This window comes from Demequina sediminicola (assembly GCF_000975055.1).
Lineage (GTDB): Bacteria > Actinomycetota > Actinomycetes > Actinomycetales > Demequinaceae > Demequina > Demequina sediminicola.
The window spans coordinates 796,702-823,289 of record NZ_BBRB01000001.1 but is presented as its reverse complement, the minus strand read 5'-3'; the positions used below and the strand labels follow the sequence as shown (position 1 = coordinate 823,289).

Here is a 26,588-nt window from a genome sequence, read left to right as displayed (position 1 = left end):
CATGTTCTTGTCTCTTCACTTCGCTGCGCGCTCCGATGTGGGTTTGGTGCGTTCCAATAATCAGGATTCTGCGTATGCGGGCCCCCATTTGCTGGTGGTCGCTGATGGCATGGGTGGTGCCGCGGGTGGTGACATTGCGTCGTCAATTGCGGTGGGACGCCTTGCCGCACTGGATGGTGAGTCTCATGGCTCCGATGAGGCACTCGATGAGTTGAAGGATGCCATCGCCGATGCGCACGCGGAGATCGTTGAGCGCGCCGCCAACGATCCTGAACTTTCCGGTCTTGGCACCACGGTGACGGCGCTCCTGCGTGCGGGTTCTACGTTGTCGATGGCTCACATCGGCGATTCTCGCGCGTACTTGTTGCGCGATTCGGTGCTGGATCAGGTGACTGCGGACCACACGTTTGTGCAGCACTTGATTGATACGGGTCGCTTGAGTGCGGCCGATGCTGAACATCACCCCAAGCGGTCAATGTTGCTTCGCGTGTTGGGTGACGTTGACGCTGACGTGCCGGTCGATATTTCGGTACGCGAGACGCGGGCTGGGGACCGGTGGCTGCTGTGCTCGGATGGGCTTTCGGGTGTGGTGAGTCGCGAGACGCTGGAGCACACGTTGAAGGAGGTCTCTGATCCTGGAGACTGTGCCGATGCTTTGGTGTCGTTGGCGCTGGCCTCTGGCGCGCCTGACAACGTGACGTGCGTGGTGGCCGATGTGGTCGACATCGACGAGACCGATGGCGTGGGCCCGTCCACGTCATCACAGATCGTCGGTTCGGTGGCCTTGGACCGGCATCGGCCCACTGCGGGCGGATCGTCCGCTGCAGCTAAAGCTGCTCGCCTGTCGTCACCACGTGAGACTCCCGAGGATGACGAGGATCCTGCGCGAGGCAATAGCACGTGGGTGAAGATTCGTCCGTGGATGTTGCCACTGATCGCGTTGGCCGTTGTGGTGTTGGGGGCGTGGGGCGCGTATCTGTGGACCCAAACTCAGTACTACGTGGGCTCTGATGGCATTGATGTGGCCATCTATCAGGGAATCCCTGAGGATCTTCCTTTGGTCGATATGCACACCATGGTGGAAGACACTGGCGTGCCGGTAGCGAGCTTGGCGCCGTACCAACAGCAGCGCATCGAGGACACGATTCGCGCGTCGAGCCTGGAAGAGGCCCGCACTATCGTGGAGGCCTTGGGCGTCGACTCCACTGACGACGATGTTTCACCGTCCCCGTCAGCGACACCCGAGCCGAGCGTGTCGCCCAGCCCAAGCACGGGGGCATCGGCTGCCGCAGGGGACGCGTAAGTGTCGACGGTCTCCGAGATTCGAGTGCGCGCAGGGCGGCGCTCCGAGATGGCGTTGCTCGCGATCTCGTGGGTCATCATTGTGCTCGCGCGCGCTCAGGTGGATTACAACGCCGCGTACCTCGAGATTTCCGTCATCGCGCTGTATGGACTCGGCACCGCCGTGCTGATGATCGCGGCGCACGTGGTGCTCGACAAGGTCGCACCGAACGCCGATCCGGTGTTACTGCCGGCAGTGTTCGCGCTCAACGGCGTCGGAATCGCGGAGATTCACCGCATTGACTTGGCTGAGGACACCTCGTTTGCCAATGCACAGATGATTTGGATGGCCCTCGGCGTCACCGCAATGATCGTGGTGCTGTTGGTCCTGCGTGACCACCGCAAACTGCGTCGATACACGTACACCGCTGGCGTGGTGGGCCTCGTGCTCTACCTGCTGCCGCTCGTGCCTGGCTTGGGTATCACCGTCAACGGTGCACGCATCTGGATCTCCATTCTGGGGCACTCCATGCAGCCGGGTGAGTTCGCCAAGATCGCGCTCGTCATCTTCTTTGCCGGCTACCTGGTGACCAACCGCGACACCTTGGCTTTGGCTGGCCCCAAGTTCCTGGGGATGCGTTTCCCGCGCCCCCGAGACATGGGACCGTTGCTGCTGGTGTGGGCCGCAGCCATGCTCATCATGGTCTACGAGCGTGACCTTGGTGCATCGTTGCTGTTCTTCGGCATCTTCTTGGGCATGCTCTACGTCGCCACTCAACGGCTCAGTTGGGTGCTCACGGGCGCTGGACTGTTCTTCATCGGTGGAACGGTGGCGGCGCTCACCATTCCTCACGTGCGTTCCCGGTTCGATGCGTGGCTTCACGCACTCGATGCGGACACGTACGCGTCGGGAACGTCGGAGCAGCTGGTCCGAGGGCTGTTTGGCATGGCGTCTGGAGGGCTGTTTGGCACCGGCTTGGGCAATGGACGTCCCGATCTGGTCCCGTATGCGGAGTCCGACTTCATCATCGCGTCGCTTGGTGAGGAACTTGGTCTCACTGGCCTCATGGCGATTCTCACGCTGTACCTGATTGTTGTGCAGCGAGCGTTCCGGGCCGCCATTGGCGTGCGCGACGGATTCGGCAAGTTGCTGGCGTCCGGTCTAGGGTTCACCATCGCAATTCAGGTGTTCATTGTGGTGGGTGGCGTGACTCGCGTCATTCCACTCACCGGTCTCACGGCCCCCTTCCTGGCGTACGGCGGCTCGTCGCTCCTGGCCAACTGGATAGTGCTGGCCTTGCTGCTGCGCGTGTCTGACATGGCACGCCGTCCCTCAGAGGAGGCGGTTCCCGCATGAACGAACCAGTACGCCGCCTCAGCGTCGTTGTTCTCTCGCTCGTGTTGCTCTTGATGATGTCGGCTTCCTTCATCCAGGTGATCAACGCCGATGATTTGGATCAGGACCCGCGCAACGTCCGCACGCTATACAAGCAGTACGGCAACTTCCGTGGGCCTTTCGTGGTCGAGGGCGAGTCGATCGTGTGGTCGGACCCCGTCAACGATCCGTACAATTACCAGCGCACTTACAGCGAAGGCGCCCTGTACGCCGCTGCCACCGGCTTCTATTCGATCGTCTACGGCCGCACTGCGCTTGAGCAGACGGAGAACGAACTCCTCAACGGCACCGACGATTCGCTGTTTTGGACTCGTCTAGGCAACCTCTTTGCCGGCGAGCAGCAGCAGGGAGCGTCAATCGAGTTGACGTTGAAGCCGACGCTGCAACAAGTGGCATCGGAACAGTTGGGTGACCAACGGGGTGCGGTCGTGGCACTTGATCCGGAGACGGGCAAGGTATTGGCGATGGTCACGAGCCCCACCTACGATCCGGCTTTGCTGGCAAGCCACGACACCGCCGAGGTCAATGAGAACTACCAGGAGCTCCTCAACCGTGAGGACAGCCCCCTGGTGAACCGTGCAATCGCCGGCGACACCTATCCTCCTGGCTCCACTTTCAAGCTCATCGACACTGCGGCGGCACTCGAAGCAGGGATGACGGGGGATTCCGAACTTTTCGCTCCCCAGGAACTTGACCTGCCGGGCTCCTCGAACACCATCGGCAACTACGGGGGCGAGTCGTGTTCCGCCACCGACACCATTTCTTTGTCCGATGCGCTGCGTATCTCCTGCAACACCGCGTTTGCCCAGTTGGGCATGGACCTTCAGTGGTCGGTCATTGAACGCAAGGCTCAGGACTTTGGGTGGACCGAGTCGATTGACATTCCGCTGGCCGTCACCGATTCACGTTTGCCCGAATCTCCCGACCAGGCCCAGACAGCAATGAGCGCGATCGGTCAGTACGACGTCCGCGCCACTCCCCTGCAAATGGCCATGGTCGCCGCTGGTATTGCCAACGACGGCGTCCTCATGAAGCCGTATTTAGTGGACACGGTGCGCGCCTCCGATCTGACCGTGGTCGATGTCACGGAACCTGAGGTCTACAAGGAAGCAATGACGTCCTCGGATGCCAACGCTCTGACCGACATGATGGTGGGTGTTGTCGACAACGGCACCGGAACTGCGGCACGCATCAACGGTGTTGAGGTGGCGGGCAAGACTGGCACTGCGGAAACTGGCCAGGACACCTCCCCTCACGCGTGGTTTGTCTCCTTCGCCCCAGCCGACGACCCCGCGATTGCGATTGCCGTCATCGTGGAGAATGGCGGGTCCTTGGGTGACGAAGCCACGGGAGGCGCAGTGGCAGCGCCCATCGCTCGTGCTCTCATGGAAGAGGCGCTTCGCCTACAAGGTGAGGGGAACCTATGAGCATCCACGCAGGGACGACGCTCGGGGGCCGCTACGTACTCAAGTCGCTGCTCGCGGTGGGCGGCATGGGCGAGGTCTGGCGCGGTGAGGATTCCGAACTCGGCCGTCCCGTGGCCGTCAAAGTACTGAAGAAGGAGGCGGCCGCGAACTCGACGTTCCTCAAGCGTTTTCGCAATGAGGCACGCAACGCGGCGAGCCTGCTCCACGACAACATCGCCCAGGTCTTTGACTACGGCGACCAAGAAGGCACGCCGTACCTGGTGATGGAGTTGGTCGAAGGCGAACCGCTCTCCACCATCATTGAACGCGAACGAGTACTGCCCGAACGCCGCATCGGCATGATCCTCGCGCACACATCACGCGGGCTCGCCGTCGCTCACGAAGCGGGCATCATGCACCGCGACATCAAGCCAGGCAACCTCATCGTGCGTGATGGCGACCACGTCAAGGTCACCGACTTCGGAGTCTCCCGTAGCCACGACCAAACCACTCTCACCCAGACCGGCATGGTGATGGGCACAGCCCAATACCTCGCACCCGAGATGGCGCTCGGCAAACCGGCCACACCGGCATCGGACCTCTACGCCTTGGGCATCATCGCCTACGAATGCGTCGTCGGAAAGCGTCCCTTCACTGCCGCAACCGCTGTCGACATCGCGATCGCTCACGTGAACGAGGACGTCCCTCCGCTTCCCGACCGCGTGTCAGGCCCCATGGCACAGCTCATCACTGATTTGCTGGAGAAAAACCCCCGCAAGCGTCCGCGCAACGCCACCGCCTTGGCCGAGCGCATCGAAGGTTTGGACTTGCCTGACGGCGCTGTCATGCCGGTCCCAAGCCTTGACCCTGAACCCGACAACGCCCCACCGCCACGACGCATGCCTCCTAGCGTGGCCCCCAAATCTTTCCGACCACGGCCCGATGTTCCACGGGCGAGGTAGGTATACCATGACCACCGCGAGCCCAAACGGCGCAAGTGCGACAATGACTGTCGACGCGTACGTGCGACCGACAGACTGAAGGACATATGAACGACCAAGCGAAGATCCTGGGTGGCCGATACGAAGTCGGCGACCTCATTGGACGAGGCGGCATGGCCGAGGTCCACATCGGCTATGACACTCGGCTCGGCCGAACCGTCGCCATCAAGATTCTGCGAGCCGACCTCGCACGCGACCCGTCGTTTCAGACTCGCTTCCGTCGCGAAGCCCAGGCTGCAGCAGGTCTGAACCACCCCGCCATCGTCGCCGTCTACGACACCGGTGAGGAGCACACCACCGGACCGGATGGCAATCCCCACGCTGTGCCGTACATCGTCATGGAGCACGTCGAAGGACACACGGTTCGCGAGATCCTCAAGGGAGATGTCGCTGCTCCCATCGATGAAGCCATCGAAATCACGGCAGGCGTCCTGACTGCGCTCGACTATTCACACCACGCAGGCCTCGTCCACCGCGACATCAAGCCCGCCAACGTCATGTTGACCCCCACGGGCGCGGTGAAGGTCATGGACTTCGGTATTGCTCGCGCACTGGCTGATGCCGGCAACGGCATGACGCAAACCCAGGCGGTCGTCGGCACCGCCCAGTACCTCTCGCCAGAGCAGGCGCGCGGCGAGACCGTCGATGCACGCTCGGACCTGTACTCCGTCGGCTGCCTCCTCTTTGAACTCCTCACCGGCCGGCCGCCCTTCATTGGCGACTCCCCTGTGTCCGTGGCCTATCAGCATGTCCGCGAAGAGCCTCCGGCACCCTCGCAGTTCGCGTCCGACGTCCCGACGGAACTGGACCAGGTGGTGTTGCGCTCGCTAGCCAAGAGCCGCGACCAGCGCTATTCGACTGCACAGGAGTTCCTCGCGGATCTCCGCGCCGTCCTCGGTGGCGCGCCTGTCAGCCCCTCGACCGGCGCGATTGCCGTCGGCGGCGCAGCTGTCGCTGGTGCTGCCGCAGGTGCAGCACTGGCCAATGGCATGTCTCAGGAAGAGATCGCGGAACAGCCCACGCAGGCCATGCCGGTCACCCCGGGCGGACCTGAGACGGGCGCCACGGAAGTGATGTCCGCCGCGAGCCCGCAGGCGTGGGGCGCCACAGGTGCCGCTGCAGGTGGATCCGTTCCGCCACCGCAGGCCTCCTCCGTGCCCGTCACAGGCGAGCAGGACATCGTCGACGATGAGGAAGAGCGCCGCCGCAAGAAGATCATGTGGTGGTCGCTGGGTGGCGCCGCATTGTTGGCCATCATCATCGTGCTGTGGGTGCTGCTGTCCGGCGGTGACGAAGAACCCACCGGCACCACGGTGAGTGTTCCGAACGTCGTAGGCCTCGAAGAAGCAGAGGCTGTCGCGGCCATCGAAGACCTAGGCCTTGTCGCAGACGTCAAGCAAGAGGCAAGCACGGACGTAGAAGAAGGCATCGTGACCCGCACCGATCCAGGTGTTGGTACCGAACTTGAAGTGCCCGCAGAAGGCGAGGCCATTGCGGCCAGTTCCGCCACCCTCGCGGCAGCCGCTGAAACCGAGGTCCCGGTCGTCACGGTGTACGTCTCCTCTGGACCCGACGCCGTCGAGGTTCCCTCGGTTCGAGGCCTCACACAGGAATCCGCGCGCCTGAAGATCGAGGAAGCTGGGCTCAAAGTTGGCGACGTCGAGGAAGTCGACGATGCCTCCATGGAGGCCGGTCGCGTCGTGGAAACCAACCCTGCCGAAGGCGAGTCAGTCGCCCCCGACACCGAGATCACGCTGTCCGTCTCGAGCGGTGAAGTCGAACTCCCGGACCTCGTGGGAATGAGCGAGGACGAGGCCCGCTCAGCGTTGACTGACCTGCGCCTGGTGCCGTCAATCAAGGATGTCGAGGACGATTCGGTCGCTGAAGGAACGGTCGTCAGCCAAAGCCCCGGCTCTGGCAAGGTGGCACAGGGCAGCACCGTTGAACTCGGTGTCGCCTCCGCGCCATCACTCGTGACTGTCCCCGACGTGACCGGTCGCACCAAGAGCGACGCGGAACGTGAACTCGGAACCCTGGGACTCGCGTTCACCTATGGGCAGTCGCAGTATTCGGACGACATCCCACAGAACTCGGTGATCACCCAAAACCCGAATGCGGGCACACAGGTGGCACCAGACACCACGGTGACGCTGACGCTGTCGAACGGGCCCGAGCCCGAGCCTGACCCCCAGCCCACTGCCACTAATGGAAACAATTAGCGACAGTGGCCACCATCGCTGATCGCGTTCTGCCCGGGTACCGAGTGGTGCCCGGGCAGTGCCCTTTCCAGGGGACTTTGGGAATAGACATGCCACGGCCAGAGTTTTCACAGACACCATGAGCCATACAGCGACAGCCCAGACTCTCCGCGTCAGAGTTGACGAGAACGTCCCTGCGGTTCATGCCGCGCTGCGCGAACACGTTGCCCAGGCCAAGGGCGATCTTGCCGTAGCAGCACCCGACTATGGCGTGCTGTGGGACTACCTAGGTGCCCAAATCTCCGGTGGCAAGAACCTACGACCGCAACTGACGTTGGCGGCATACACCGGGCTCAGCGGCGGCGACCCCAAGGTTGCGGTCCCTGTAGCGGCGTCCATGGAGATGCTCCACACGGCGATGCTGGTGCACGACGACATCTTGGATCACGACGAGGTGCGCCGCGGCCAACTCAACATCGCTGGCCTGCGACGCGCACAGTTTGCCGGTTCTGACCTGCCTGCTCACAAGATCGACGATCAGGTGCTGGCAGCGTCGCTCCTCGGTGGAGACCTCGCGCTGTCGAGCTCCTATGACCTCATCGTGCGTAGCGGGCTCCCCGCACACCACCGTGTGGCCTGTATGGAGCTCATTACTCGTGCGATTCGCTCCACGATCGCAGGAGAGCTACTCGACGTCTATGGGGACATCGCACCCGTGCAGCAGGCGGACCCGATCCTCGTGTCCATCCTCAAGACGTCGTGGTACTCATGCGTGATTCCGTTGCTCGCAGGGGCCAAACTCGCGGGGGCTGACCCCACGATGGAAGCTCATCTCGAGCGGTTCGGCATCGCGCTGGGAGTGTCGTTTCAACTCATTGACGACGACCTTGGCGTGTTCGGGTCCGCAGACACGTTGGGCAAGTCGACGCTCTCGGACTTGCGCTCCGGCAAGCGCACTGAGTTGATGCGGCTTGGCTATGAGAAGGCGACGCCCGCACAGCAGGCCATTCTTAATCGCTACGTGGGGGATCCGGAACTGGACGAGGACTGCGCATCTGAGGTGCGAGCGGTCCTCGCTGACTCGGGTGCCCGCAAGGCGGCGTTGACGTTGGCTCGTCGCCGTGCCCGTGAGGCGTCGCGCATCGCCAGCGAACGTATTCCTGCACCACTGAGTGGTTACTTGGTGGAGCTGATTGGTGAACTGCAGGAGCGGGCTTCATGACTGGGTCTGGGCACCGCGCCCACCACACTGACGAGACGTCGCTGGCCCTGTTCGATAGTGCTTCTCAGGCGGCCGCGGCTCAGGTCATCCGCCACTACTCGAACAGTTTTGGGCTAGGGACGCGTCTACTTCCGCCGGTCACGCGTACCCACATTGCCTCGATTTACGCGATGGTGCGCATTGCTGACGAGATCGTTGACACCTACCGGGGGCCGGACACTGCCGCCGTGCTTGATGCCTTTGAGGTGCAAGTGCACCAAGCAATGAACGGCAGGTTCTCTGCCGATGTCATTGCCCACGCCTTTGGTGTGACCGCACGCGCGACGGGCATCACGCGCGAGTTGGTTGACCCCTTCTTTGCGTCGATGCGCATGGACCTCACCGTGACCGAGCACGATGCCGCGTCTTTCGATACGTATGTGTACGGCTCCGCGGAGGTCATTGGAGAGATGTGCCTGGCCGCGTTCCTCGCTACGGGCGACGGTCCGGCCGATGTTCCGGATGAGTTGCGTGCTGGCGCGCGGAAGTTGGGTTCGGCGTACCAGAAGATCAACTTTCTGAGGGATCTGGGTGCGGATCTTGAGACTCGTGGCCGGGTGTATTTCCCCGGACTTGACGTCACCGAGATGTCCGATGCCGACGTAGCCTCACTTGTCATCGAGTGCCGTGCGGAGTTGGCGGCGGCACGCGCCACGCTCCCCGGCCTGCCGCTCGCAGCGCGTCGCGCCGTGCTCGCCACGGTGATGATCTATGAGGAACTTCTGGAGCGCATCTCTAAGGTTCCGGCGCAGAAGTTGGTGACGACGCGGGTAAGTGTTCCGCGTCTGAAGAAGTTGTCGTTGGCCGCGAGCGCGATGCGCGCCGCTAAGCAGGAGTCCGTGAACGCATGAGTGGTCCCGTCGTTGTCGTCGGTGGTGGGGTGTCAGGGCTCGCAACGGCCGCCCTTTTAGCGCGTGGTGGCGCCGATGTCACGCTGGTGGAACGCCATGACAGTGTTGGCGGGCGAGCGGGCCGGCTAGAAGTCGATGGCTTCACTTTCGACACAGGCCCCTCGTGGTACTTGATGCGCGACGCGTTTTCTCATTTTTTCTCGCTCTTGGGTCGCGACGTGTCGGCAGAGCTGGATCTGATTGACCTTGATCCGCGTTACCGAGTGTTTTTTGAAGGGGAGGCCGGCCCGGCGTCAGTCCTTGATGTCAGTGCTGACCCTGCACGTAACTGGGAAGCTTTTAACGCACTCAGCCCCGGTGACGGTGACGCGATGCGTGCCTACGCGGAGACGGCTGGGGATCGCTACCAGTTGGCACTGGATCGTTTCCTCTACACCACCTTTGAGAAGCCCACCCGCTCAATCGATGCCGCAACGCTGCGCCGCCTGCCAGAACTCGCGGGACTCCTCACGAGGCCGCTGGGTGATGCGATCGCGAACAAGGTCGCAGATCCACGGCTTCGCCAGATTCTGGGTTTCCACGCCGTGTTCTTGGGCTCTACACCGGATCGCCTCCCCAGCCTTTTCTCGCTGATGAGCCACCTCGACTTGATTGAAGGCGTGAGCTATCCGCGCGGCGGCATGTACGCAGTCGTAGAGGCCCTGGAGCGAGTCGCGCGTGACGAGGGCGTCGAGATCCGCACCGGGGTTGCGGTGCGGGAGATTCTCGTCGAACGGGGGAAGGCCACGGGAGTAGCGCTGGCGGATGGCACGACGGTGAGCGCCGATGCCGTGGTGTCGGCCGCTGACATGCACCACACAGAGACGGCTCTCCTTGCGCGTGAGCATCAGACCCGTCCGGAACGCACGTGGCGGAAGAAGCGACCAGGCATTAGTGCCCTGATGGTCTTGGCAGGCGTGGAAGGCGAACTTCCCGAGCTGGCACACCATTCGCTGCTGTTCACGCGCGACTGGAACCGCAACTTTGACGACATCATGGTGCGTGGCATGGTTCCCCAGCCCGCCTCCATCTACGTGTCTCGCACGTCGGCCACAGATGACACCGCACCAGCCGGGCATGAGAACCTCGCCATGCTGGTGCCGTTCCCCGCAGAGCCGTCCCTTGGCGCGACAGCCCGCTCCCGCGGCGAACTCGACGAGCACATCGGCCGGTACTTCGATCAAGTGGGCGACTGGGCGCAAATCCCGGGTCTGCGCGAGCGTACGTCGGTGAAGCGCGTTCTGACCCCGCACTACTTCGCCTCCGAATTGAACGCCTGGCGAGGCGGTGCGCTGGGCCTCGAACACAGTCTCAGCCAGTCGGCCATGTTCCGCCCGGCCAACGTTTCCGGCGCGGTCCCCAACCTGCTGTACGCGGGATCGTCCACTGTTCCCGGCATCGGCGTTCCGATTTGCTTGATCTCAGCAGAACTGGTGGCGAAGCGCCTGCTGGGCGCCACAGGGGTCTCGCCTTTGCAGGCACCGCTGCCGGCCAACTACCTCGCACGTTCGCGCCGCTCTGGAACGCTTGGCGCGATCGCACGGTCCTTAGGACAGCGCGGAGACCAGATCGGAGACCTGCCATGACGCAATGGCTGTACCTCCTGGGCCTCCTGGTCAGCATTGCTGGCCTCATGACTCTCGACTGGCGCTACCGCGTGGCCCTGTTCGATCAGCCTCGCAGGGCCATTGTCACCGTCGTGTTGGGTGTGGCGGCCTTCCTCATCTGGGACTTCATCGGAGTGGGTCTGGGCATCTTCTTCATTGGCGATAGCGCGTACCTTAGCGGCGTCACCGTGGCTCCAGAGGTTCCGCTCGAGGAGATCTTCTTCCTCATCCTGCTCACCTATCAGACGTTGCTGCTGTGGCGCGCGTTTGCACGTCAGAGGGAGCGCGCATGACGTACGTCATCTTGTCCGTCGCGGTGCTGGCAGTGATCGCCATCGCCTGCGCCCCGGTACTGCGGCGCCTGCCCGCACGCCCCCTGGCCTTGACCGCCCTGGTCCTGATCATCCTGACCATCGTGTTCGACAACGTCATCGTCGGACTCGGCATCGTCGACTACGACCCGGAGCTCATCTCCGGAGTCTTGATGCCCATCGCCCCCGTCGAAGACTTGGCATACGCCATCGGCGCGGTTCTCCTGATCCCCACGTTCTGGGAACTACTCGGCGGCAAGCGCCCCACGCATCGGCCCGTTGAAGAACCCCGGGCCGGAGGTGACACACAGTGATTGCCTCAATCCTCAAAGCCTCGCGTCCCATTAGTTGGATCAACACGGCGTTCCCGTTCGCCGCCGGATATCTCATGGCCACCCGTGAGATCGACGTCACGCTGATAGTCGGCACGCTGTTCTTCCTCGTGCCCTACAACCTGCTCATGTACGGCATCAACGACGTCTTCGACTACGAATCAGACCTCGCCAACCCCCGCAAGGGCGGCATTGAAGGCGACGTCATCCGCGACCGCACGGAGGCTCAACGAGTCCACCGCGGCATCCTCATCGCCTGTGCCGTCACCGTGATCCCGTTCATGGTGTGGCTCCTGTGGGCAGGTGATACCTGGGCGGGAATCACTTTGGTCCTTGTGGTCTTCGGCGTCATCGCATACTCCGCACCGGGCCTGCGTTTCAAAGAAAAGCCCTTCCTGGACTCCCTCACCTCAGCACTGCACTTCGCCGGGCCACTGATCTACGCCTTGGTGCTCGCCGACGTCTCACTCACCCAGCCAGGTATCTGGCCAGTGTGGGTGGCGTTCATTGTGTGGGGCATGGCAAGTCACGCCTTCGGCGCCGTCCAAGACGTGCTCGCCGACCGGGCCGGCGGCATCGGCTCCGTGGCGACAGTGATTGGCGCACGCGCTACCGCCCGTCTCGCTACGGTGCTGTACCTCGTGGCATCGGCTCTCCTGCTGTTCCTGCCCTGGCCCAGCATCCTGGCGGCCGCGCTACCGCTGGCCTATGCGGCCTCGACCGCCCGCTTCTGGAACATCACCGACGCCACCTGCGAGGACGCCAACCGCGGTTGGCGCACGTTCCTGTGGCTCAATCAGCCCGTCGGTTTCCTCGTCACGGTGCTGCTGATCGTGGTGTGGAACGGCTGGGGAACCTAGCCAAAACGCCTGCTGACCCAAGCAAGTACGCCTGGGCTGAGCTCCTACTTGCGCACCAGCGGCGACAACCCAGAGCTACGTCCCTCGGCATCGGGCATCCCGCACACCTCGAGCCAGTTCGCCAGCAAGCGGTGGCCACCCTCGGTCAGCACCGACTCTGGGTGGAACTGGACGCCATGCATCGGCAAATCCTTGTGCTTGAGGCCCATGATGATGCCGTTATCGGTACGAGCGGTGACTTCGAGCTCGTCGGGCACCGTCGGGGTTTCCACAGCCAGCGAGTGATACCGCGTCGCGGTGAACGGAGCAGGTAGGCCAGCGAGGACCGACGCGCCATCATGCTGCACTAGCGACGTCTTACCGTGCATCAACTCGGGTGCGTGGCTCACCACGCCGCCGTACACCTCAGCCAACGCCTGGTGGCCCAAGCAAATGCCCAGCATCGGGGTTCCCGTGCGCGCACATTCACGGATCACATCGTTCGATGCGCCCGCCTCCGCAGGAGTTCCAGGCCCAGGGGAGACCAACACACCGTCGTAATCGTCAATGGGGCCAGCATCCGCTACGGCGTCGTTGCGCACCACCGTGGTCTCCGCGCCCATCTGACGCAGGTATCCCACGATCGTGTACACGAACGAGTCATAGTTATCGATCACAAGAATGCGCGTCATGATTCCTCCGCGATGGTGGGGTCCTGGATAGGGAGCGACTCAGAAATCCAGGGGAAGACCCATTCAAAAAGCACCAACACCAGTGCCGCGATGACGAACAGGAGCACCAGTAGCTTCACCAGAGTGTTCCCAGGCAAATGCGACCAAATCCACGTCGAGATCACTGTGGCACCTCCAAAAGTTCTGCTGGCACACCATGACCTGTGGGTGCCCAATACTCGAGTTCGCCATACACAATCCACCGCTCGGCAGCGGAGTACAGAGGGTGGCAGGTGGTCAATGTAATGAACCGGCCCGTGGTTCCCGCCTCGACATCGCGCGGGGTGGGCGCCACCACGTCGTACTCGGACGGGTGCACAATCTCCCAGTCCGTCACGGTGTACACAGCCCAGATGTCTTCGGTCTGAACGATGAGGCTGTCCCCCACGTGTAGCGTGTCGACATTGCGTAGCGGCTTTCCGTAGGTGGTCCGGTGGCCGGCGATGGCAAAGTTTCCGGCCTCGCCCGGCATCGCGTTCTCGGGATAGTGGCCCAGTCCCAACGGGTCCAGCACGTCCGGACGTGACACGCCTTCGGAAATGGGCTTCACGTAACCCTCACCCCAGCGAGGCACCATGAATGTAGCGAACGTTTCCTGATATTCGGGGCTAGGGACGGGCGGATCAATGTCCGTCTCCTTGAGGTCATCAGGAATCGTCTGCGTGGTCGACGTCTCCACAGCCTGCTCGGGGGTCTCAGCCCAAGCGAGATCCTGAACAATCTCCGCCTGTTGACGGTCGCCTTGAACATCGGTGTAGAACAGCTGCCACACCACGAACAACGCCAACAGAAGGCCCGCAAATATCAGCAGTTCCCCAATGATGCCCACAATGCTGATGCGGGGGCGCTTGCGTTCGGGCGCGCTTGGGGCGGCCTCGTTCTGGAGCGTCGCAGGGTCAGACATAGTGCCTTTAGACTACGCGAGCGCGTCCACTCGGTACGCTAGTGGCACGATCCCGCGTCACAAGCGGGCCAAAACCGACAATGGAGTACCAGCGTGGCTGTTTCGAAGAAGCGCGACAAGAACGTATACAAGGCGCCCCGGAACATCGGCAAGCCTGAATCAGAGAACCCCAAGTGGCTGATTCCGACTGCCCTGACCATGCTCATCGTCGGTGTCGTGTGGATCGTCATCTACTACATCACCCAGGCGAACTACCCGCTCCCCATCGCCAACTGGAACATCGTGGTGGGCTTTGTGTTCCTCGGCACAGGCATGGTGCTGTTGACCCGCTGGAAGTAGCGTTCTCCCCACACACCTGTGAGTTACACCGGTGTAGTTATCCCCCGATGGGGATAACCATGGGGAAAACTACACCAGTGTCATTCACATTTCCCCAGAGTTATCCACACCCCCACCCCCTTCCCCGCCAAATGGCTCCATTTCGCTGTTTTGAGGCGGCTAGACAGGCAAAAGCTGCCACTTCAGCAGCGGAGTAGTCGTGCGTCTGCTCCCGTGACGCGCATTCGGCACAGTGATTGCACCGCGCGAAGGTGGCATATGTACACAGGGCCGATGTGCACAGGACAGATTTGTACAGCGCCGATGCGCGAAGGGCAGCCGACGCGCACAGCACAATTGAGTGACAGCACAGCCCAGTCACAGCACAGTTGTGTCCCGGCCTAGGTGTGTCACAGCACTGGTGGGTCGCGCCGCAGTTAAGTCACAGCGCCACTAAGCGACAGCGCCGATGGCGCACACCCCGTCGCACCACGCTCGCCTTCCACTTGGAGGCGGTAGCCGACGGCAAGCTCAGGGGAGCGGGAACGTGGCTCTAGTGGAACAAAATGCCTGTTTTGGTGCCTTAAAACAGCGAAATGGAGCCATTTGGCGGGTTAGGGTGTGTGGCCCGCTCGTTGCGCGGCCTCGCGCTTGTCCACACTGCGGAACATCAGCAGCATGATGACCAACCCGGTGACCGCACCACCAAGGTGACCCTCCCAGGACACGCCGGACATGAAGCCCAGCAGCGGAGCACCAATGAAGATCGCCGCGATCACGACAACTTGAGTGACGGGCAGGTTCAGACGCTTGAGGATGACGCCGTAAGCGGCGATCAGTCCAAAGATCGCACCCGATGCGCCGCCGTGGACACCGGAGTCCGCGAGCAACATCACACCAGCGGACGAACCGATGAGCGACCCCATGTAGAGGGCGATAAAGCGGCCGCGTCCCATCGCAGGCTCGAGGACACTTCCCAGTTGGAACAACGCGAGCATGTTGAAGCCCAAGTGAATCCAGTTGAACTGAACGAACCCAGACGTGATCCAGCGGTACCACTCGTTGCCCACGTCAATGTACGTCGCGCCCAACTCTGCTGTGTAGCCCGGCCACAGCCCCAGGTACCCCTCCCAGGCAGAGCCAATCAGGACCGGCCCGAGGAGGAACAGCCCGACGTTCAACGCCATCAACACATAGGTGGCGATGGGCGGGCCTGCAGACATGGTGAAGCCCAGGCGCGACCGCACTGGTCGCGCCTGGGCTTGAGCCTGCTTCAAACAATCCACACAGAGCACTCCCACGGCAGCGGGACGCTGGCACTCGGGGCACGCGGGCCGCTCACACCGCTGGCAGCGCACATAGGCGACGCGATCAGGGTGGCGTGGGCAGGTGGGCGCGGGACCCTGGGCGGGAGTGCTCATGTGTGGGGGAAGGCTTATTCGGAGATGGTGACCGAGGTGATCATGACATCTTCGAGAGGACGGTCGCGGCCGTCGGTGGGAGTCTTGGCGATCTTGTCGACGACAGCCTTGGACTCGTCGTCCGCAACCTTGCCAAAGAGGGTGTGGCCCTGGTTGAGGTGAGGCGTGGCGCCTACTGTGACGAAGAACTGCGAACCGTTGGTGCCGCCAGGCTGTCCGGTGATGGGGTTGACGCGCTTGCCGGCGTTGGCCATGGCGAGCATGTAGGGCTCGGAGAAGTTGTTGTTGGGGTGGATCTCGTCGTCAAAGGTGTAGCCGGGGCCGCCGGTGCCGGTGCCGAGCGGGCAACCGCCCTGGATCATGAAGCCATCGATCACGCGGTGGAAGACAAGGCCGTTGTAGAAGGGCTCGTTGCTCTTCTCTCCGGTCTCGGGGTTGGTCCATTCCTTTTCACCTGTGGCCAGACCCACAAAGTTCTTCACCGTTGCCGGTGCGTCGTTGGGCATCAGTTCGATGCGGATGTCGCCTTCAGTGGTTTCAAGAGTTGCAATCATGTCCCTATTGTTCCACGGGTGTCGCACTGTTTCCCAGTAGGTGACAAGATAGGTTTGAGGGAAAGACCTGCATACGGACGGAGGCCCCAGGTGGGACGCAAGAAGGAAGTAAAGCAGCTCAAGGACATCGACAAGTACCGGGCACAGGCTCAGGAGGCCGCTGCGACGGCTAAGTCGGCCGCTCAGGAAGCTGGTGTCAGCGCTAAGGCCGCGGCCAAGCGCGCTCAGGAATGGGCAGGGCCGCAGGTCAAGCAGGCCAAGGACTGGGCCGCTCCGCGCGCACAGAAGGCTTACCACTCTGGTGCCCGCAAGGCGAGCCCCTACGTGAGCCGTGCTGGTGCTAAGGCAAGCGAGTGGACCAACATTGCACACGCCGCCATTGTCGGTGCCGCTATTCCCGCAGTTGTGAGTGCAGTCGAGAACGCTGCTGAGGAGCCCAAGAAGAAGGGCAACCTCGGCAAGATCGTGATCGCCGGAGCTCTCGTTGCTGCCGGTACTGCCGCTCTTGTGGTGTGGGCACGTCGTGATCCGGGCCGTGACGCATGGGCAGGCGAGGACGAAGAGTGGGAGCTCGAGTCGGACGCTGGCCTGTCGCAGAAGCTTCGCTACAACGTGAACAAGGCCGTCGATGGCGTGTCGGACGTAGCCAAGAAGGGTGCGGACAAGGCTCAGGACCTGAGCAAGGATGCCCTCGACAAGGCTGCCCCCACCATCGAGAAGGTCAAGGACACTGCTGGTCCGACCATCGACAAGGTGAAGTCGACGGCCGACGAGACCATCGGTCGCGTCAAGGCCACGGTTGACACCGAGACCGAGAAGGTTAAGTCCAGTGTGGACACGGCCCGCTCGCGTGCCACCAACGCAGCCGTTGATGTCATTGACGATGCTGAGGATGTCTGGGAGGACGAGGGCGGTTCGGACGAGTCCGGCGAGACCCCCGCGGAGAAGAAGACTCCCAAGAAGAAGAAGTAGCGCAGTAGCGCCTAGGCCCCGGTCACCAGGAATGGTGACCGGGGCCTTTTTCGTGCCTCTCTACGCCGCGCAACCGAGCGGCGGTACCCATAGAACACTGGAGGGCCCTACCTGTGGGTAGGGCCCTCCACCGTGTCTTCGGTTCGACAGCTCCGGGTTAGAAGGTCGTGACCAAGGTGTTGGACGCTGAGATCAGCGCCACAACGAGGGCCATGATGAGCCCACCGATGTACGGGTTGTTGGTCTCTCGATACAACTTGCGCGAGATTACAGCCGCGACCGGTAGCAGCACCAGAGTGGGGAATAGCCAAATGCTGAAGATTCCGCCGAGCTGATCGGTCAGGTAGCCCGTCGTGAAGAAGGTCGAATACTGCCAGATCACGAGCACCAACGGACCCATGGCGTTGAACAGCGCCAGGACCGCCGTGTTGACCCATTCGCGCCCCAGCAAAGTGAAGCGGCTGAAGGCGTTGACGGCGATCGAGTTTCCGATGAAGTACACCAGGAACAATGGGATGACGTAGAGCGCGTAGCCGATCTTGTCGACGGGGAACCACTTCACCGCGAGGACCCAGTATCGGAAGTCCGTCTTGAAGAAATAGTCCACTGCGAAGACCAGTGTGAATGCCGCGGCGACCGTGGCTATACCCAGCAGGATGGTCTTACCTGTGTTTACCCATCCAGGCAGGATTCCGAGGTCCTTGAGGCTCGTACCGGTCTTGCGTACTCGCACCAAGTAGATCAGCGTCACCAGCGCAAGTGCGACGACACCGTTGATCGCTGCCCACAACGCGATGAAGAACACAGCGCCTTGCGGCCAGAATGACGGCGCAGCGTTGAACACTGTGCCTGAGAGGCTCTCAACGTTGCTGAGCCACACGTAGCTCCATGCCGACACGATGGACAAGAAAACGAGTCCACCCCAGAACCATGCGTGTCCGGCCTTGTCTAGTGCCGTTGCCTTGGGTGCAGGGTTGGAGCGTAGGGAGGCAAAGAATGGCGTGCGCATCAAGACCTTTGCGAATGTCACCAGGAAGATTCCAAAACCCACGAGGCCAAGTGCGTTGAAGAACTCCTTGGTTTGCCATACCTGCTGGTCGGGTGCGATGGGGTCTGGCGCCGGGAGCGCCGTCTCGAAGAACTCGAGCATCGAGCCCACCGTGGTCTTGGAGATAGTGCTCCACGGGTGAATCTCGTTGGGGGTGTAGAGAACGCGGACCGCATCTGTGCCGTCGACGTTTTCCGTGTAGTACTCACCCGGCACTCGAGTGTCGTCGACGGTCGTCGGGTCGGCTCCAAAGTGCAAGAAGGACTGGGCGTTGGGCGTGGTGGCGAAGTCGCGGGGCGGTGTCAGTGCTTCCCCCTCCGCGGAGTACGAGCGGAAGAAGAACTCGTCATACTGATCAGCCACGAGGCCGACGTCGCGGCTTCCGTAGTAGTTGAAGTAGGCGTTGTCGTTGGCGGCATCCGTGTAGAACGCCTCGTTGTCGACGAGGAAGGCTGCCGCGATGAGTGGGGTCTCCATGGTGTTGTCGATGCCGATGGAGAAGTTTGCCGCGCGGGCACCGTTCGAGTGACCCTCAACGCCGATGCTCTCGGTGTCGACGTAGGGAAGGTCGGCTACGAGGTTCACGGCGTCGTACATGCCAGTTCCGTTGACCGCGATCTCCTCGGACGGAAGCGGGTCAGAGTTGCCGTGGCCATACATGTCAATTGACACCACCACATAGCCGCGACGTGCGAGTTCGGTGTAGTTCGCGTCCTGCATCTCGCGGTTGTTCCACCAGCCGTGGCTCACGACAACGGCGGGTGCGGGGTTATCGACGGTCGCGGTGTCGGGGCGGAACAACAGCGCGTTCATCATGCGACCCGAAGCGGTTTCCCACTGCATGTCTTTGATGTCTACTGCTCCACGGTCGGTTTGAACTGTGGCGGCGCCAATTGCGGACACCAAACAAATCAATAGTGCAACGGTGAACCAGAAACCGTTGCGCTTGAACACGGGGGTGCTCATGGGGTTCAACTCCTTTGTTGGGGACATACGCAGCCACAGAGGACTGCTGCTTCTCGGGAACTTTAGTTGCGGCTCACTGCTATTGGACGCCGTTTCAGCGAATCTGCACAGACGTGCAAACTACGGCGCGACGTGTTGGCCAGACCACTGGACACCATGTGCATCCCTCAGGTGCTCCATACACCGACGGACCTCCTCGTGAACCTCAGGCGGGCTCCATCCACACGCAGGAGCCATCGCTTCAGCCACGGCCGTGATGGTCGCCTCCGTCAGTCCGCCGCGGAACGCCAAGGTAGTGCGCCGTTGAATCACATCGCTCATGCGGCGAGCATGCTCCACTTCGACGAGATAGCGAACTTCTCCGGTGCTCAGGTCAGTTCCGGGAATTTCCGCGTCTGGTCCGGTGCGAATGTAGTCAGCGACTCGGCTCGCGCGTGTGCCGTAGCGCGCGAACAGGGTCTGCTGGCGGTCGTCACTCAAGCCGTGCAGATGCCGCTCGAACCACGCAGTGCGCTGCTCGTCCTTCTTGGGGAAACCGCGCCCTCCGCCAATCCACTCGCGGAGAGTGGAGCGCACACGGGTGGACCCCAGCATCTCGAGAACCTCGTCGGTGACCCTCTCTCCCAAGGCACGGAATGTTGTCCATTTGCCGCCAACGATGCTGACCACTGGGGTGCCTTCAACATCGGCCCGTTCCAAGCGATAGTCCCGCGAGACGACGCCTGGCGCGCTGTCCTCAGCTTTGGGGAGCGGGCGAATGCCGGAGAACCGGTAGACGATGTGCTCCTCACTGAGCTCGATGTCGGGAAACACCAGTCCCACGAGTTCGAGGAAGTACGCGACTTCTTCATCGGTGCAACGTGCCGGCTCGCGCGGGTCGACGGGGATGTCGGAGGTGCCGATCATCACACGCCCATGCAACGGATAGATGAGCACGATCCGGCCGTCCGGGTGCTCAAAGAAGATCTCGTGACCACGTGTGGCAGCAAGCAACTCCGGTGAGTCCACCACGATGTGCGAACCCTTGGTGCCTCCCATGAACTCTGTGGTCTCACCAAGGTCAGCGTTGGTGAGGTCTGTCCATGGACCCGAGGCGTTGACCACCACATCGGCTCGGATGCGGGACTCGACCCCTGTGAGGCGGTCTGTGACGACCACTTCGCCGTCCGCCATTCCGGTGACCTCAACGTAGTTCGCTGCATGGGCGCCGGCGTGCGCCTCGGTGCCGTCGAGCACGAGGTCAACGGCCACTCGCTCCGGTTGGCCTACTGAGGCGTCGTAGTACGTTGCAGCCCATTTGATGTCGGGGGCAAAGTCGGGGAACTTCTCCCGGAGTGCTGTGCGCCCTTCCATCACGTGGGCAGGGACGGAGCCGTTGCGCCTCGAGTAGGAGTCATACATCGCGAGGCCAAGCTTCGCTAGCGCGGCACCGCGCTCAGTGCCACTACTGGGCCGGTGGCGCAGCACTCGTAGCGGAGCAGAGACGACGCCGCTGAAAGTTTTGCGCAGCGGAATCGTGGTCGGCAGGGGCGTGATGTGGTGTGGAGCGGTGGTCAACAGTGCGTTGCGTTCGCGCACCGACTCCTGCACAAGGCGCAGCTCTCCGTTCTCGAGGTATCGCAGACCGCCGTGGACCATGTGGCTGGACGCGGCAGAGGCCCCCGAGGAGAAGTCGTTGCGCTCCACCAGCACTACATCGATGCCCTGGAGCGCTAGGTCACGAAACGTAGCGATGCCGTTGATTCCACCGCCCACGATGAGGACCTGGGTGCGGTCAATGCCTGAGACGTCCGCCCGGGCACGGGGGGAGCGGTCGGGACGCGGCACCGGCGACTCGGTCATAGTTCCTCCTTCAAGGATTCGATATGGCTAGAATCCATCGCAAGTGCACCGTCGCGCAACGCGGATGCACAAATGTGCGAAGGGAGCCGCGGTGGAGGACTACAGCGCAGAAGGACGGCGCACCAGGCAAGCGCTCAGGGCCGCACAGTTGTACTACGTGCAAGACCAGACCATGGAGTCAATCGCCAGAGAACTCGCGGTCTCTCGCAGTTCTGTGTCCCGCCTGCTGTCTTTCGCTCGCGACACGGGGATTGTCGAGATCAACGTCTCAGCGCCGGACCAGCATGTGGGTGACATTGAACGCCGACTTGGCGAGCGGTACTCGGTGCGGGCGCACGTGGTCCCCACACCGGACACGCTCTCGGACGTCGAGCGGCTCGAACGTGTCGGAATGAACGCCGCGCGCCTCGTGGGTGAGTTCGTCGAATCCCACATGACAGTGGGCGTGGCTTGGGGGTCCACGATGAGCGTGGTGAGCAAGCATCTGGTGTCGCGCCCCACACGGCACAGCGAGATCGTGCAAATGAACGGCGCTGGCAACACTCAAAGCACCGGAATCGAGTACTCCTCCGACATCTTGCAGCGGTTCGGGCAAGCATTCGGGGCCCGCGTGCAACAGTTCCCAGTCCCAGCCTTCTTTGACGACCCCTCCACGCGTGAGGCGTTGTGGCGAGAGCGAAGCATTCGCCGCCTACTTGAGCTGCAAAGCCGCATGGACTTGGCGATCTTTGGTGTCGGGACGCCGTTCTCCGAGGTTCCCAGCCATGTCTACATCGGCGGCTTCTTGGGCCCCAACGACTATCGCAGTCTTAAAGCGGACCATGCCGTGGGAGACGTCGCGACGGTGTTTTTCCGGGCGGACGGCTCCTCAACGAACATTGCGCTCAACGCACGCAGTAGCGGGCCACGCCTCGCGACGCTCAAACGGGTGCCTCGTCGTCTCTGCGTTGCCTCGGGCGCACAAAAGTTTGCGGGGGTACGCGGTGCTCTGGAGGGATCGCTCGTCACCGATCTTGTCGTCGACGAGGCCCTCGCGCGGCGTCTCGCGGAATCCCGCTGACGCACATGTGTGCAACTGGCTCGCACATCGTTCCTTAGCGCCGTAGTTTTTGGAAGCACCACGAACAAAGGAGTCCCCCGTGGCATACGTCGTCTCGATCGACCAAGGCACCACTAGCACCCGTGCCATCATCTTTGACGCCGCCGGCGACATCGTCGCGTCAGGCCAGTTCGAACATCAGCAGTACTTTCCAGCGCCAGGCTGGGTCGAACACGATGCCACCGAAATCTGGACCAACGTTCGCGAAGCCGTGGGTTTCGCCATGGCCAAAGCCAACATCACTCGCCATGACCTCGCCGCCGTAGGCATCACCAACCAACGCGAGACCGTTGTCGCATGGGATCCCGAGACGGGGAAGCCACTCCATCATGCGATCGTGTGGCAAGACACCCGCACTCAAGGCGCGATCGACGCTCTCACTGAGGAGCACGGGCGCGATGCCTTCGTCGACATCACAGGCCTCCCGCTGGACGCGTACTTCTCCGCATCAAAGTTCCGCTGGCTCCTCGACACCATCGACGATGGCCATGCCCGAGCCCGCGACGGCCGCCTCATGCTCGGCACCATCGACAGCTGGGTGCTGTGGAACCTCACCGGCGGCCCCCAGGGCGGAGTACACGCCACCGACGTGACCAATGCGTCGCGCACCCTCCTCATGGACTTACGGACCTGCGAGTGGTCGCCCACGATGCTGGACCTGTTCGGCATCCCCTCGCAATGCCTTCCCGACATCCGCCAATCCTCAGATGCCTTCGGAAAAGCATCTGAATCAAGCCTGGTGCGCGGCATCCCCATCACCGGAATCCTGGGAGATCAGCAGTCAGCGGCCTTCGGACAAGCAGCCTTCTCCGCCGGCGAATCCAAGAGCACCTACGGCACCGGCAGCTTCGTGCTCGTCAACACCGGGGACACCCCCGTGTTCTCGCAACACGGCCTCATTACAACCGTCGCCTACGGGATCGGGGGAGAAGCACCCACCTATGCGCTCGAGGGCTCCATCGCAGTCACCGGCTCCCTTGTGCAATGGCTGCGCGACTCTCTCGGGATCATCTCCACCGCATCGGAGGTCGAGGACCTGGCTCTTCAGGTTCCCGACACCGGTGGCGTAGTAGTGGTCCCGGCGTTCTCCGGTTTGCTGGCGCCACACTGGCGGCCCGATGCTCGGGGAGCGATCCTAGGAATCACCCGGTTCACGAATCACAGCCACATCGCTCGAGCCGCGCTCGAAGCCGTAGCCATGCAGACCTGCGACGTCCTGGAAGCCATGGCCGGTGACGTAGGGCAAGAACTGTCCGAACTGAAGGTGGACGGCGGCATGGTGGCCAACAATCTCCTGATGCAGATGCAGGCCGATGCCCTCGGAATCCCCGTCGTGCGCCCTGCAGTGGCTGAGACCACCGCTCTGGGCGCTGCGTTCGCTGCGGGTTTGGCAGTGGGCTTCTGGGAAGATCTCGACGAGTTGCGTGGCCTGTGGCGCCGTGACAAGCAGTGGGATCCCACGTCCTCACAGAGCGAGAGGGCCGATGCCCGTGCTGAGTGGCGTAAGGGACTCACGCGCTCGTTTGGGTGGACGGACAAAGCTTAGGAGACGTGGCGGACCGGGCCGACCTTCTCGAGGTAGCAGCGGCCGCACAACGACTCGTAGCCTGCAGCCTGTCCATCGATCGCCACTTGCGCACCACTCGAGACGAACTCACCATCGACCAGGCGTGCGTTCATGAGTGCCTTGGACCCGCACCGGCAGATGGTTTTGAGTTCCTCAATCGAGTGTGCAAGCTCGAGGAGCCGGGCGGACCCAGGGAATGCGAGTGTGCGGAAGTCACTTCGCAGCCCATAGGCCAAGACGGGGACACCCGTCGTGACGGCAATGGTGAATGCCTCGTCCACCTGAGAGGGCGTCAAGAACTGTGCTTCATCAATGAAGATCGCATCGGTCTGCGCGATAGGGCGGACCGATTCAAGCACATCCTCCAGCAGCACATCTTCCGCGATCAGCGCATCAACTTCCCGCTCAAGGCCAATCCGCGACGACACTGCGCGCCCGGCCTTCGTGTCCGTGCCGGGCTTCACAATGACCGGGGTCTGCCCACGTTCCTCGTAGTTGTACGCCGCTTGCAGGAGCATCGTCGATTTACCCGAGTTCATTGCCCCGTAGCGGAAGTACAACTTGGCCATCGATCGCTCCTCAACGCTGACGCGACCCTCGCCCGGTGCGCGTGTGTGCATGTCAGATTAGCGCCACTGTGGCACTCCGCCGCACGTCCACGCGCCGCTCACGGGGCATCGCGTCTGAGTCTTCGCTGCTGAGTCATGGCAGAGTTGAAGAATGACCGCTCTGCGCATCATCACCGGCCTCGCCGCAGCCGTTGCCGTCAGCACTACGCTGTCTGCCTGCAGCACCTCCTCTGGGGACGAGGCAAGCCCCACGCCGACGGTGACCCTCCCCGCGGTCACGATGACTCCGACGGAGCCCGCGACCGCATCGGATATCGCTCCCGATGCGCCGCTCACCGAGCCAGGCGCGACCGTCGAGGCCGGGGGAGACGTAGTGTTGCCCCTCACGGCGACGAACGATGCGGGGGAAGCGACCGAACTCAAGGTTCAGGGACACCTCGAAGACGTCACCGCGGTCACGCTGGATGATTTCGCGCCCTACATTGAACCGACAGACCTCGAGGGCTTCACGGGCTGGTACTACCCGGCATACGTCCACGCCACATTGACGATGGTCGGCGAACCCGTCCCGGAAGGGTATGCGGTCACCGACACACCCGCAATGACGGGGGTCACCGACCGCGGCGGCCAGGCCTCAGAGCCCGTGATGACGTCGCTTCCCGATGACTGCCCTGCGTTCGACACTGACGCCCTCGTGGAGACCGGCACTGCCACAGGCTGCTGGGTCATGATGGTGAATGATGGTGCCGAACTTGTTGCGCTTGAGTACCGCGGAAACTTCCATGGCACAGCGGCGAACTACACCGCCAACCCCGTCACGTGGGAGATCGGCATCGCTGAATGACGCGCAACCCCGCGACGCAGCGGGCCCTCGTCGCCGCAGTACAGATCATGGCTTTGGCCGTGTGGTTCTCAGTGTCCGCCGTCATCCCAGGCGTACAGGCGGAGTTCAGTATCTCGAGCGCCGCCGCGGTGTGGCTCACGGCCGCTGTACAGCTCGGATTCGTCGCTGGGGCGCTCGTCTCGACCATCACCAACCTGGCTGACCGCATGCCCATTCACCTGCTGTTGGGGTCGAGTGCTGCCCTCGCGGCACTGAGCACGTCATTGCTGGCATGGCTCGCTCACGACCTCGCGACGATGATCGCGCTGCGTTTCGTCACCGGTGTGTTCCTCGCCGGCGTCTACCCCACCGGCATGAAGCTCATGGCGTCATGGGCTCCGCCTCAGCAGCGGGGGCTTTCGATGGGTCTGCTGATTGGCGCACTCACCGTGGGGTCCGCACTTCCCAACCTCATTGGCGGGCTCGCGGACCTTCCTTGGCGCAGCACCTTGCAGATCACTGCCGTCGTTGGGCTTGTCGGAGCAATCACAGCCTTCACGCTCGTGCGTAGCGGACCGTATCTTGCGGCATCGCGCACCACCTTGGAGCCGCGCTACTTCATCCACATGTTCCGCCAGCGGCGGCCTTTGCTCATCAACGTGGGCTACTTCGGCCACATGTGGGAGCTGTACGCACTGTGGACATGGATTGCGGTCTTCGTTGCGCGCTCCGCGGCCGAGTTCTCGGGTTCTGGCCAGGTCATGGTGTTTGTGACGATGGGGATCGGCGGGCTTGCGGGATGCCTTATCGGGGGCTGGGCCGCTGACCGTTACGGACGCAAGCGTGCGGCCATTGTTGCGTTGACCGTCAGCGGTGCCTGCTGCGTCATGTCTCCAGTGGCATTCAACGCCAACGCTGTGATGCTGACGGTGCTGTGTGCGGTGTGGGGCGCCTCAGTCATCGCTGACTCGGGAGTGTTCTCGACGGCGCTGTCAGAGTCCGTTGAACCCGAGCATGTGGGCACGGCCCTGACGGGCCAAACGGCAGTGGGGTTCGCGCTGACCGTCGCAAGCATCCAGTTGGTGCCGCTTGTGGCTGAGGTGACGGGCTGGCAGTACGCACTGGTGATTCTAGCGTTGGGCCCGGTGGTCGGGGTGGCGGCACTGCGCCAACTTCCGCGCTCGGACCAGCCGGCGGCTGTAGAGAAACTTCCCCAGAAATGATGAAAGCCGCCACCCATAGGTGACGGCTA

The 26,588-nt window shown here is 62.5% G+C and carries 25 protein-coding genes; 17 read left to right on the top strand and 8 right to left on the bottom strand.

Annotated elements, in window-relative coordinates:
- Position 1: 1 nt before the first annotated feature.
- From AOP79_RS03860 to AOP79_RS03810, 11 genes are all read left to right on the top strand, one after another.
- Complete coding sequence (locus AOP79_RS03860) at positions 2–1,303, top strand: PP2C family protein-serine/threonine phosphatase (RefSeq protein ID WP_062070584.1); 1,302 nt, start codon at positions 2–4, stop codon at positions 1,301–1,303.
- On the top strand, positions 1,304–2,638 hold the full coding sequence (locus AOP79_RS03855) for an FtsW/RodA/SpoVE family cell cycle protein (protein ID WP_062070582.1): 1,335 nt from the start codon (positions 1,304–1,306) through the stop codon (positions 2,636–2,638).
- Positions 2,635–4,104, top strand: a complete 1,470-nt coding sequence (locus AOP79_RS03850; RefSeq protein WP_062070580.1) for a peptidoglycan D,D-transpeptidase FtsI family protein — start codon at positions 2,635–2,637, stop codon at positions 4,102–4,104. The genes AOP79_RS03855 and AOP79_RS03850 overlap by 4 nt, the downstream gene beginning before the upstream one ends.
- Positions 4,101–5,045, top strand: coding sequence for a serine/threonine-protein kinase (locus tag AOP79_RS03845; protein ID WP_062070578.1), 945 nt, complete (start codon positions 4,101–4,103; stop codon positions 5,043–5,045). Before AOP79_RS03850 ends, AOP79_RS03845 begins: the two co-directional genes overlap by 4 nt.
- Positions 5,046–5,131: 86 nt before the next feature.
- Complete coding sequence (pknB, locus tag AOP79_RS03840; RefSeq protein ID WP_062070576.1) at positions 5,132–7,303, top strand: Stk1 family PASTA domain-containing Ser/Thr kinase; 2,172 nt, start codon at positions 5,132–5,134, stop codon at positions 7,301–7,303.
- Positions 7,304–7,421: 118 nt separating this feature from the next.
- Positions 7,422–8,504, top strand: coding sequence for a polyprenyl synthetase family protein (locus AOP79_RS03835; protein WP_062070574.1), 1,083 nt, complete (start codon positions 7,422–7,424; stop codon positions 8,502–8,504).
- Positions 8,501–9,394 (top strand): phytoene/squalene synthase family protein, encoded by an 894-nt coding sequence (locus AOP79_RS03830; protein ID WP_062070572.1) that lies wholly within the window; start codon positions 8,501–8,503, stop codon positions 9,392–9,394. Before AOP79_RS03835 ends, AOP79_RS03830 begins: the two co-directional genes overlap by 4 nt.
- Positions 9,391–11,019: a phytoene desaturase family protein gene (gene crtI, locus AOP79_RS03825; RefSeq protein WP_082093326.1), complete on the top strand. Its 1,629-nt coding sequence runs from the start codon at positions 9,391–9,393 to the stop codon at positions 11,017–11,019. The genes AOP79_RS03830 and crtI overlap by 4 nt, the downstream gene beginning before the upstream one ends.
- On the top strand, positions 11,016–11,333 hold the full coding sequence (locus AOP79_RS03820; protein ID WP_062070570.1) for a lycopene cyclase domain-containing protein: 318 nt from the start codon (positions 11,016–11,018) through the stop codon (positions 11,331–11,333). Before crtI ends, AOP79_RS03820 begins: the two co-directional genes overlap by 4 nt.
- A complete protein-coding gene (locus tag AOP79_RS03815; protein ID WP_062070568.1) occupies positions 11,330–11,665 on the top strand; it encodes a lycopene cyclase domain-containing protein in 336 nt (111 codons plus the stop codon). The genes AOP79_RS03820 and AOP79_RS03815 overlap by 4 nt, the downstream gene beginning before the upstream one ends.
- Positions 11,662–12,543 (top strand): prenyltransferase, encoded by an 882-nt coding sequence (locus tag AOP79_RS03810; protein ID WP_062070566.1) that lies wholly within the window; start codon positions 11,662–11,664, stop codon positions 12,541–12,543. The genes AOP79_RS03815 and AOP79_RS03810 overlap by 4 nt, the downstream gene beginning before the upstream one ends.
- Positions 12,544–12,587: 44 nt before the next feature.
- Here the strand turns inward: AOP79_RS03810 and AOP79_RS03805 are convergent, their stop codons facing one another.
- From AOP79_RS03805 to AOP79_RS03800, 3 genes are read right to left on the bottom strand one after another with little or no spacing between them, the layout of a single operon-like run.
- Positions 12,588–13,214, bottom strand: a complete 627-nt coding sequence (locus tag AOP79_RS03805) for an aminodeoxychorismate/anthranilate synthase component II (RefSeq protein WP_062070564.1) — start codon at positions 13,212–13,214, stop codon at positions 12,588–12,590.
- Complete coding sequence (locus AOP79_RS12025) at positions 13,211–13,333, bottom strand: hypothetical protein (protein ID WP_269078440.1); 123 nt, start codon at positions 13,331–13,333, stop codon at positions 13,211–13,213. The genes AOP79_RS03805 and AOP79_RS12025 overlap by 4 nt, the downstream gene beginning before the upstream one ends.
- 41 nt (positions 13,334–13,374) lie before the next feature.
- The gene (locus tag AOP79_RS03800; RefSeq protein WP_062070562.1) at positions 13,375–14,157 is read right to left on the bottom strand and encodes a class E sortase; all 783 of its coding nucleotides are present in this window, start codon (positions 14,155–14,157) and stop codon (positions 13,375–13,377) included.
- Positions 14,158–14,250: 93 nt separating this feature from the next.
- Here AOP79_RS03800 and AOP79_RS03795 point away from each other — a divergent pair, with 93 nt between their 5' ends.
- A complete protein-coding gene (locus AOP79_RS03795; protein ID WP_062070560.1) occupies positions 14,251–14,496 on the top strand; it encodes a cell division protein CrgA in 246 nt (81 codons plus the stop codon).
- A 593-nt stretch (positions 14,497–15,089) separates the two neighbouring features.
- Here AOP79_RS03795 and AOP79_RS03790 read toward each other — a convergent pair.
- Together AOP79_RS03790 and AOP79_RS03785 are read right to left on the bottom strand one after the other, a co-directional pair.
- Complete coding sequence (locus AOP79_RS03790) at positions 15,090–15,896, bottom strand: rhomboid family intramembrane serine protease (protein ID WP_082093325.1); 807 nt, start codon at positions 15,894–15,896, stop codon at positions 15,090–15,092.
- Between the two features lie 14 nt (positions 15,897–15,910).
- Positions 15,911–16,450, bottom strand: coding sequence for a peptidylprolyl isomerase (locus AOP79_RS03785; protein ID WP_062070555.1), 540 nt, complete (start codon positions 16,448–16,450; stop codon positions 15,911–15,913).
- 90 nt (positions 16,451–16,540) lie between these two features.
- Here AOP79_RS03785 and AOP79_RS03780 point away from each other — a divergent pair, with 90 nt between their 5' ends.
- The gene (locus AOP79_RS03780) at positions 16,541–17,422 is read left to right on the top strand and encodes a hypothetical protein (protein ID WP_062070553.1); all 882 of its coding nucleotides are present in this window, start codon (positions 16,541–16,543) and stop codon (positions 17,420–17,422) included.
- 157 nt (positions 17,423–17,579) lie between these two features.
- On the opposite strand, the gene AOP79_RS03775 is transcribed toward AOP79_RS03780, so the two are convergent.
- Together AOP79_RS03775 and AOP79_RS03770 are read right to left on the bottom strand one after the other, a co-directional pair.
- Positions 17,580–19,436 carry a dienelactone hydrolase family protein gene (locus tag AOP79_RS03775; protein ID WP_174435651.1) on the bottom strand — a complete coding sequence of 619 codons (1,857 nt, stop codon included), beginning with the start codon at positions 19,434–19,436 and terminating at the stop codon, positions 17,580–17,582.
- Positions 19,437–19,556: 120 nt separating this feature from the next.
- Entirely contained in the window at positions 19,557–21,278 is a 1,722-nt protein-coding gene (locus AOP79_RS03770; protein WP_062070551.1) for a glycerol-3-phosphate dehydrogenase/oxidase, read from the bottom strand.
- A gap of 64 nt (positions 21,279–21,342) precedes the next feature.
- Here AOP79_RS03770 and AOP79_RS03765 point away from each other — a divergent pair, with 64 nt between their 5' ends.
- Positions 21,343–22,338, top strand: coding sequence for a sugar-binding transcriptional regulator (locus AOP79_RS03765; RefSeq protein WP_062070549.1), 996 nt, complete (start codon positions 21,343–21,345; stop codon positions 22,336–22,338).
- A 79-nt stretch (positions 22,339–22,417) separates the two neighbouring features.
- A complete protein-coding gene (gene glpK / locus AOP79_RS03760; protein ID WP_062070547.1) occupies positions 22,418–23,923 on the top strand; it encodes a glycerol kinase GlpK in 1,506 nt (501 codons plus the stop codon).
- On the opposite strand, the gene AOP79_RS03755 is transcribed toward glpK, so the two are convergent.
- The gene (locus tag AOP79_RS03755; protein WP_062071050.1) at positions 23,920–24,513 is read right to left on the bottom strand and encodes a thymidine kinase; all 594 of its coding nucleotides are present in this window, start codon (positions 24,511–24,513) and stop codon (positions 23,920–23,922) included. The two genes, glpK and AOP79_RS03755, sit on opposite strands and share 4 nt — an antisense overlap.
- A 151-nt stretch (positions 24,514–24,664) precedes the next feature.
- On the opposite strand from AOP79_RS03755, the gene AOP79_RS03750 reads away from it, so the two are divergent.
- Together AOP79_RS03750 and AOP79_RS03745 are read left to right on the top strand one after the other, a co-directional pair.
- Positions 24,665–25,357, top strand: coding sequence for a hypothetical protein (locus AOP79_RS03750; RefSeq protein WP_062070545.1), 693 nt, complete (start codon positions 24,665–24,667; stop codon positions 25,355–25,357).
- Positions 25,354–26,559, top strand: a complete 1,206-nt coding sequence (locus AOP79_RS03745) for an MFS transporter (RefSeq protein WP_062070543.1) — start codon at positions 25,354–25,356, stop codon at positions 26,557–26,559. The genes AOP79_RS03750 and AOP79_RS03745 overlap by 4 nt, the downstream gene beginning before the upstream one ends.
- Positions 26,560–26,588 lie beyond the last annotated feature (29 nt).

What these genes read in the sequence shown, in the direction of transcription:
- AOP79_RS03860 (WP_062070584.1), top strand. Translation starts at nt 2, where the DNA reads ATGTTCTTGTCTCTTCACTTCGCTGCGCGCTCCGATGTGGGTTTGGTG.
- AOP79_RS03850 (WP_062070580.1), top strand. Translation starts at nt 2,635, where the DNA reads ATGAACGAACCAGTACGCCGCCTCAGCGTCGTTGTTCTCTCGCTCGTG.
- AOP79_RS03845 (WP_062070578.1), top strand. Translation starts at nt 4,101, where the DNA reads ATGAGCATCCACGCAGGGACGACGCTCGGGGGCCGCTACGTACTCAAG.
- pknB (WP_062070576.1), top strand. Translation starts at nt 5,132, where the DNA reads ATGAACGACCAAGCGAAGATCCTGGGTGGCCGATACGAAGTCGGCGAC.
- AOP79_RS03835 (WP_062070574.1), top strand. Translation starts at nt 7,422, where the DNA reads ATGAGCCATACAGCGACAGCCCAGACTCTCCGCGTCAGAGTTGACGAG.
- AOP79_RS03830 (WP_062070572.1), top strand. Translation starts at nt 8,501, where the DNA reads ATGACTGGGTCTGGGCACCGCGCCCACCACACTGACGAGACGTCGCTG.
- crtI (WP_082093326.1), top strand. Translation starts at nt 9,391, where the DNA reads ATGAGTGGTCCCGTCGTTGTCGTCGGTGGTGGGGTGTCAGGGCTCGCA.
- AOP79_RS03820 (WP_062070570.1), top strand. Translation starts at nt 11,016, where the DNA reads ATGACGCAATGGCTGTACCTCCTGGGCCTCCTGGTCAGCATTGCTGGC.
- AOP79_RS03815 (WP_062070568.1), top strand. Translation starts at nt 11,330, where the DNA reads ATGACGTACGTCATCTTGTCCGTCGCGGTGCTGGCAGTGATCGCCATC.
- AOP79_RS03805 (WP_062070564.1), bottom strand. Translation starts at nt 13,214, where the DNA reads ATGACGCGCATTCTTGTGATCGATAACTATGACTCGTTCGTGTACACG.
- AOP79_RS03800 (WP_062070562.1), bottom strand. Translation starts at nt 14,157, where the DNA reads ATGTCTGACCCTGCGACGCTCCAGAACGAGGCCGCCCCAAGCGCGCCC.
- AOP79_RS03790 (WP_082093325.1), bottom strand. Translation starts at nt 15,896, where the DNA reads ATGAGCACTCCCGCCCAGGGTCCCGCGCCCACCTGCCCACGCCACCCT.
- AOP79_RS03785 (WP_062070555.1), bottom strand. Translation starts at nt 16,450, where the DNA reads ATGATTGCAACTCTTGAAACCACTGAAGGCGACATCCGCATCGAACTG.
- AOP79_RS03775 (WP_174435651.1), bottom strand. Translation starts at nt 19,436, where the DNA reads ATGAGCACCCCCGTGTTCAAGCGCAACGGTTTCTGGTTCACCGTTGCA.
- AOP79_RS03770 (WP_062070551.1), bottom strand. Translation starts at nt 21,278, where the DNA reads ATGACCGAGTCGCCGGTGCCGCGTCCCGACCGCTCCCCCCGTGCCCGG.
- AOP79_RS03765 (WP_062070549.1), top strand. Translation starts at nt 21,343, where the DNA reads ATGCACAAATGTGCGAAGGGAGCCGCGGTGGAGGACTACAGCGCAGAA.
- AOP79_RS03755 (WP_062071050.1), bottom strand. Translation starts at nt 24,513, where the DNA reads ATGGCCAAGTTGTACTTCCGCTACGGGGCAATGAACTCGGGTAAATCG.
- AOP79_RS03750 (WP_062070545.1), top strand. Translation starts at nt 24,665, where the DNA reads ATGACCGCTCTGCGCATCATCACCGGCCTCGCCGCAGCCGTTGCCGTC.
- AOP79_RS03745 (WP_062070543.1), top strand. Translation starts at nt 25,354, where the DNA reads ATGACGCGCAACCCCGCGACGCAGCGGGCCCTCGTCGCCGCAGTACAG.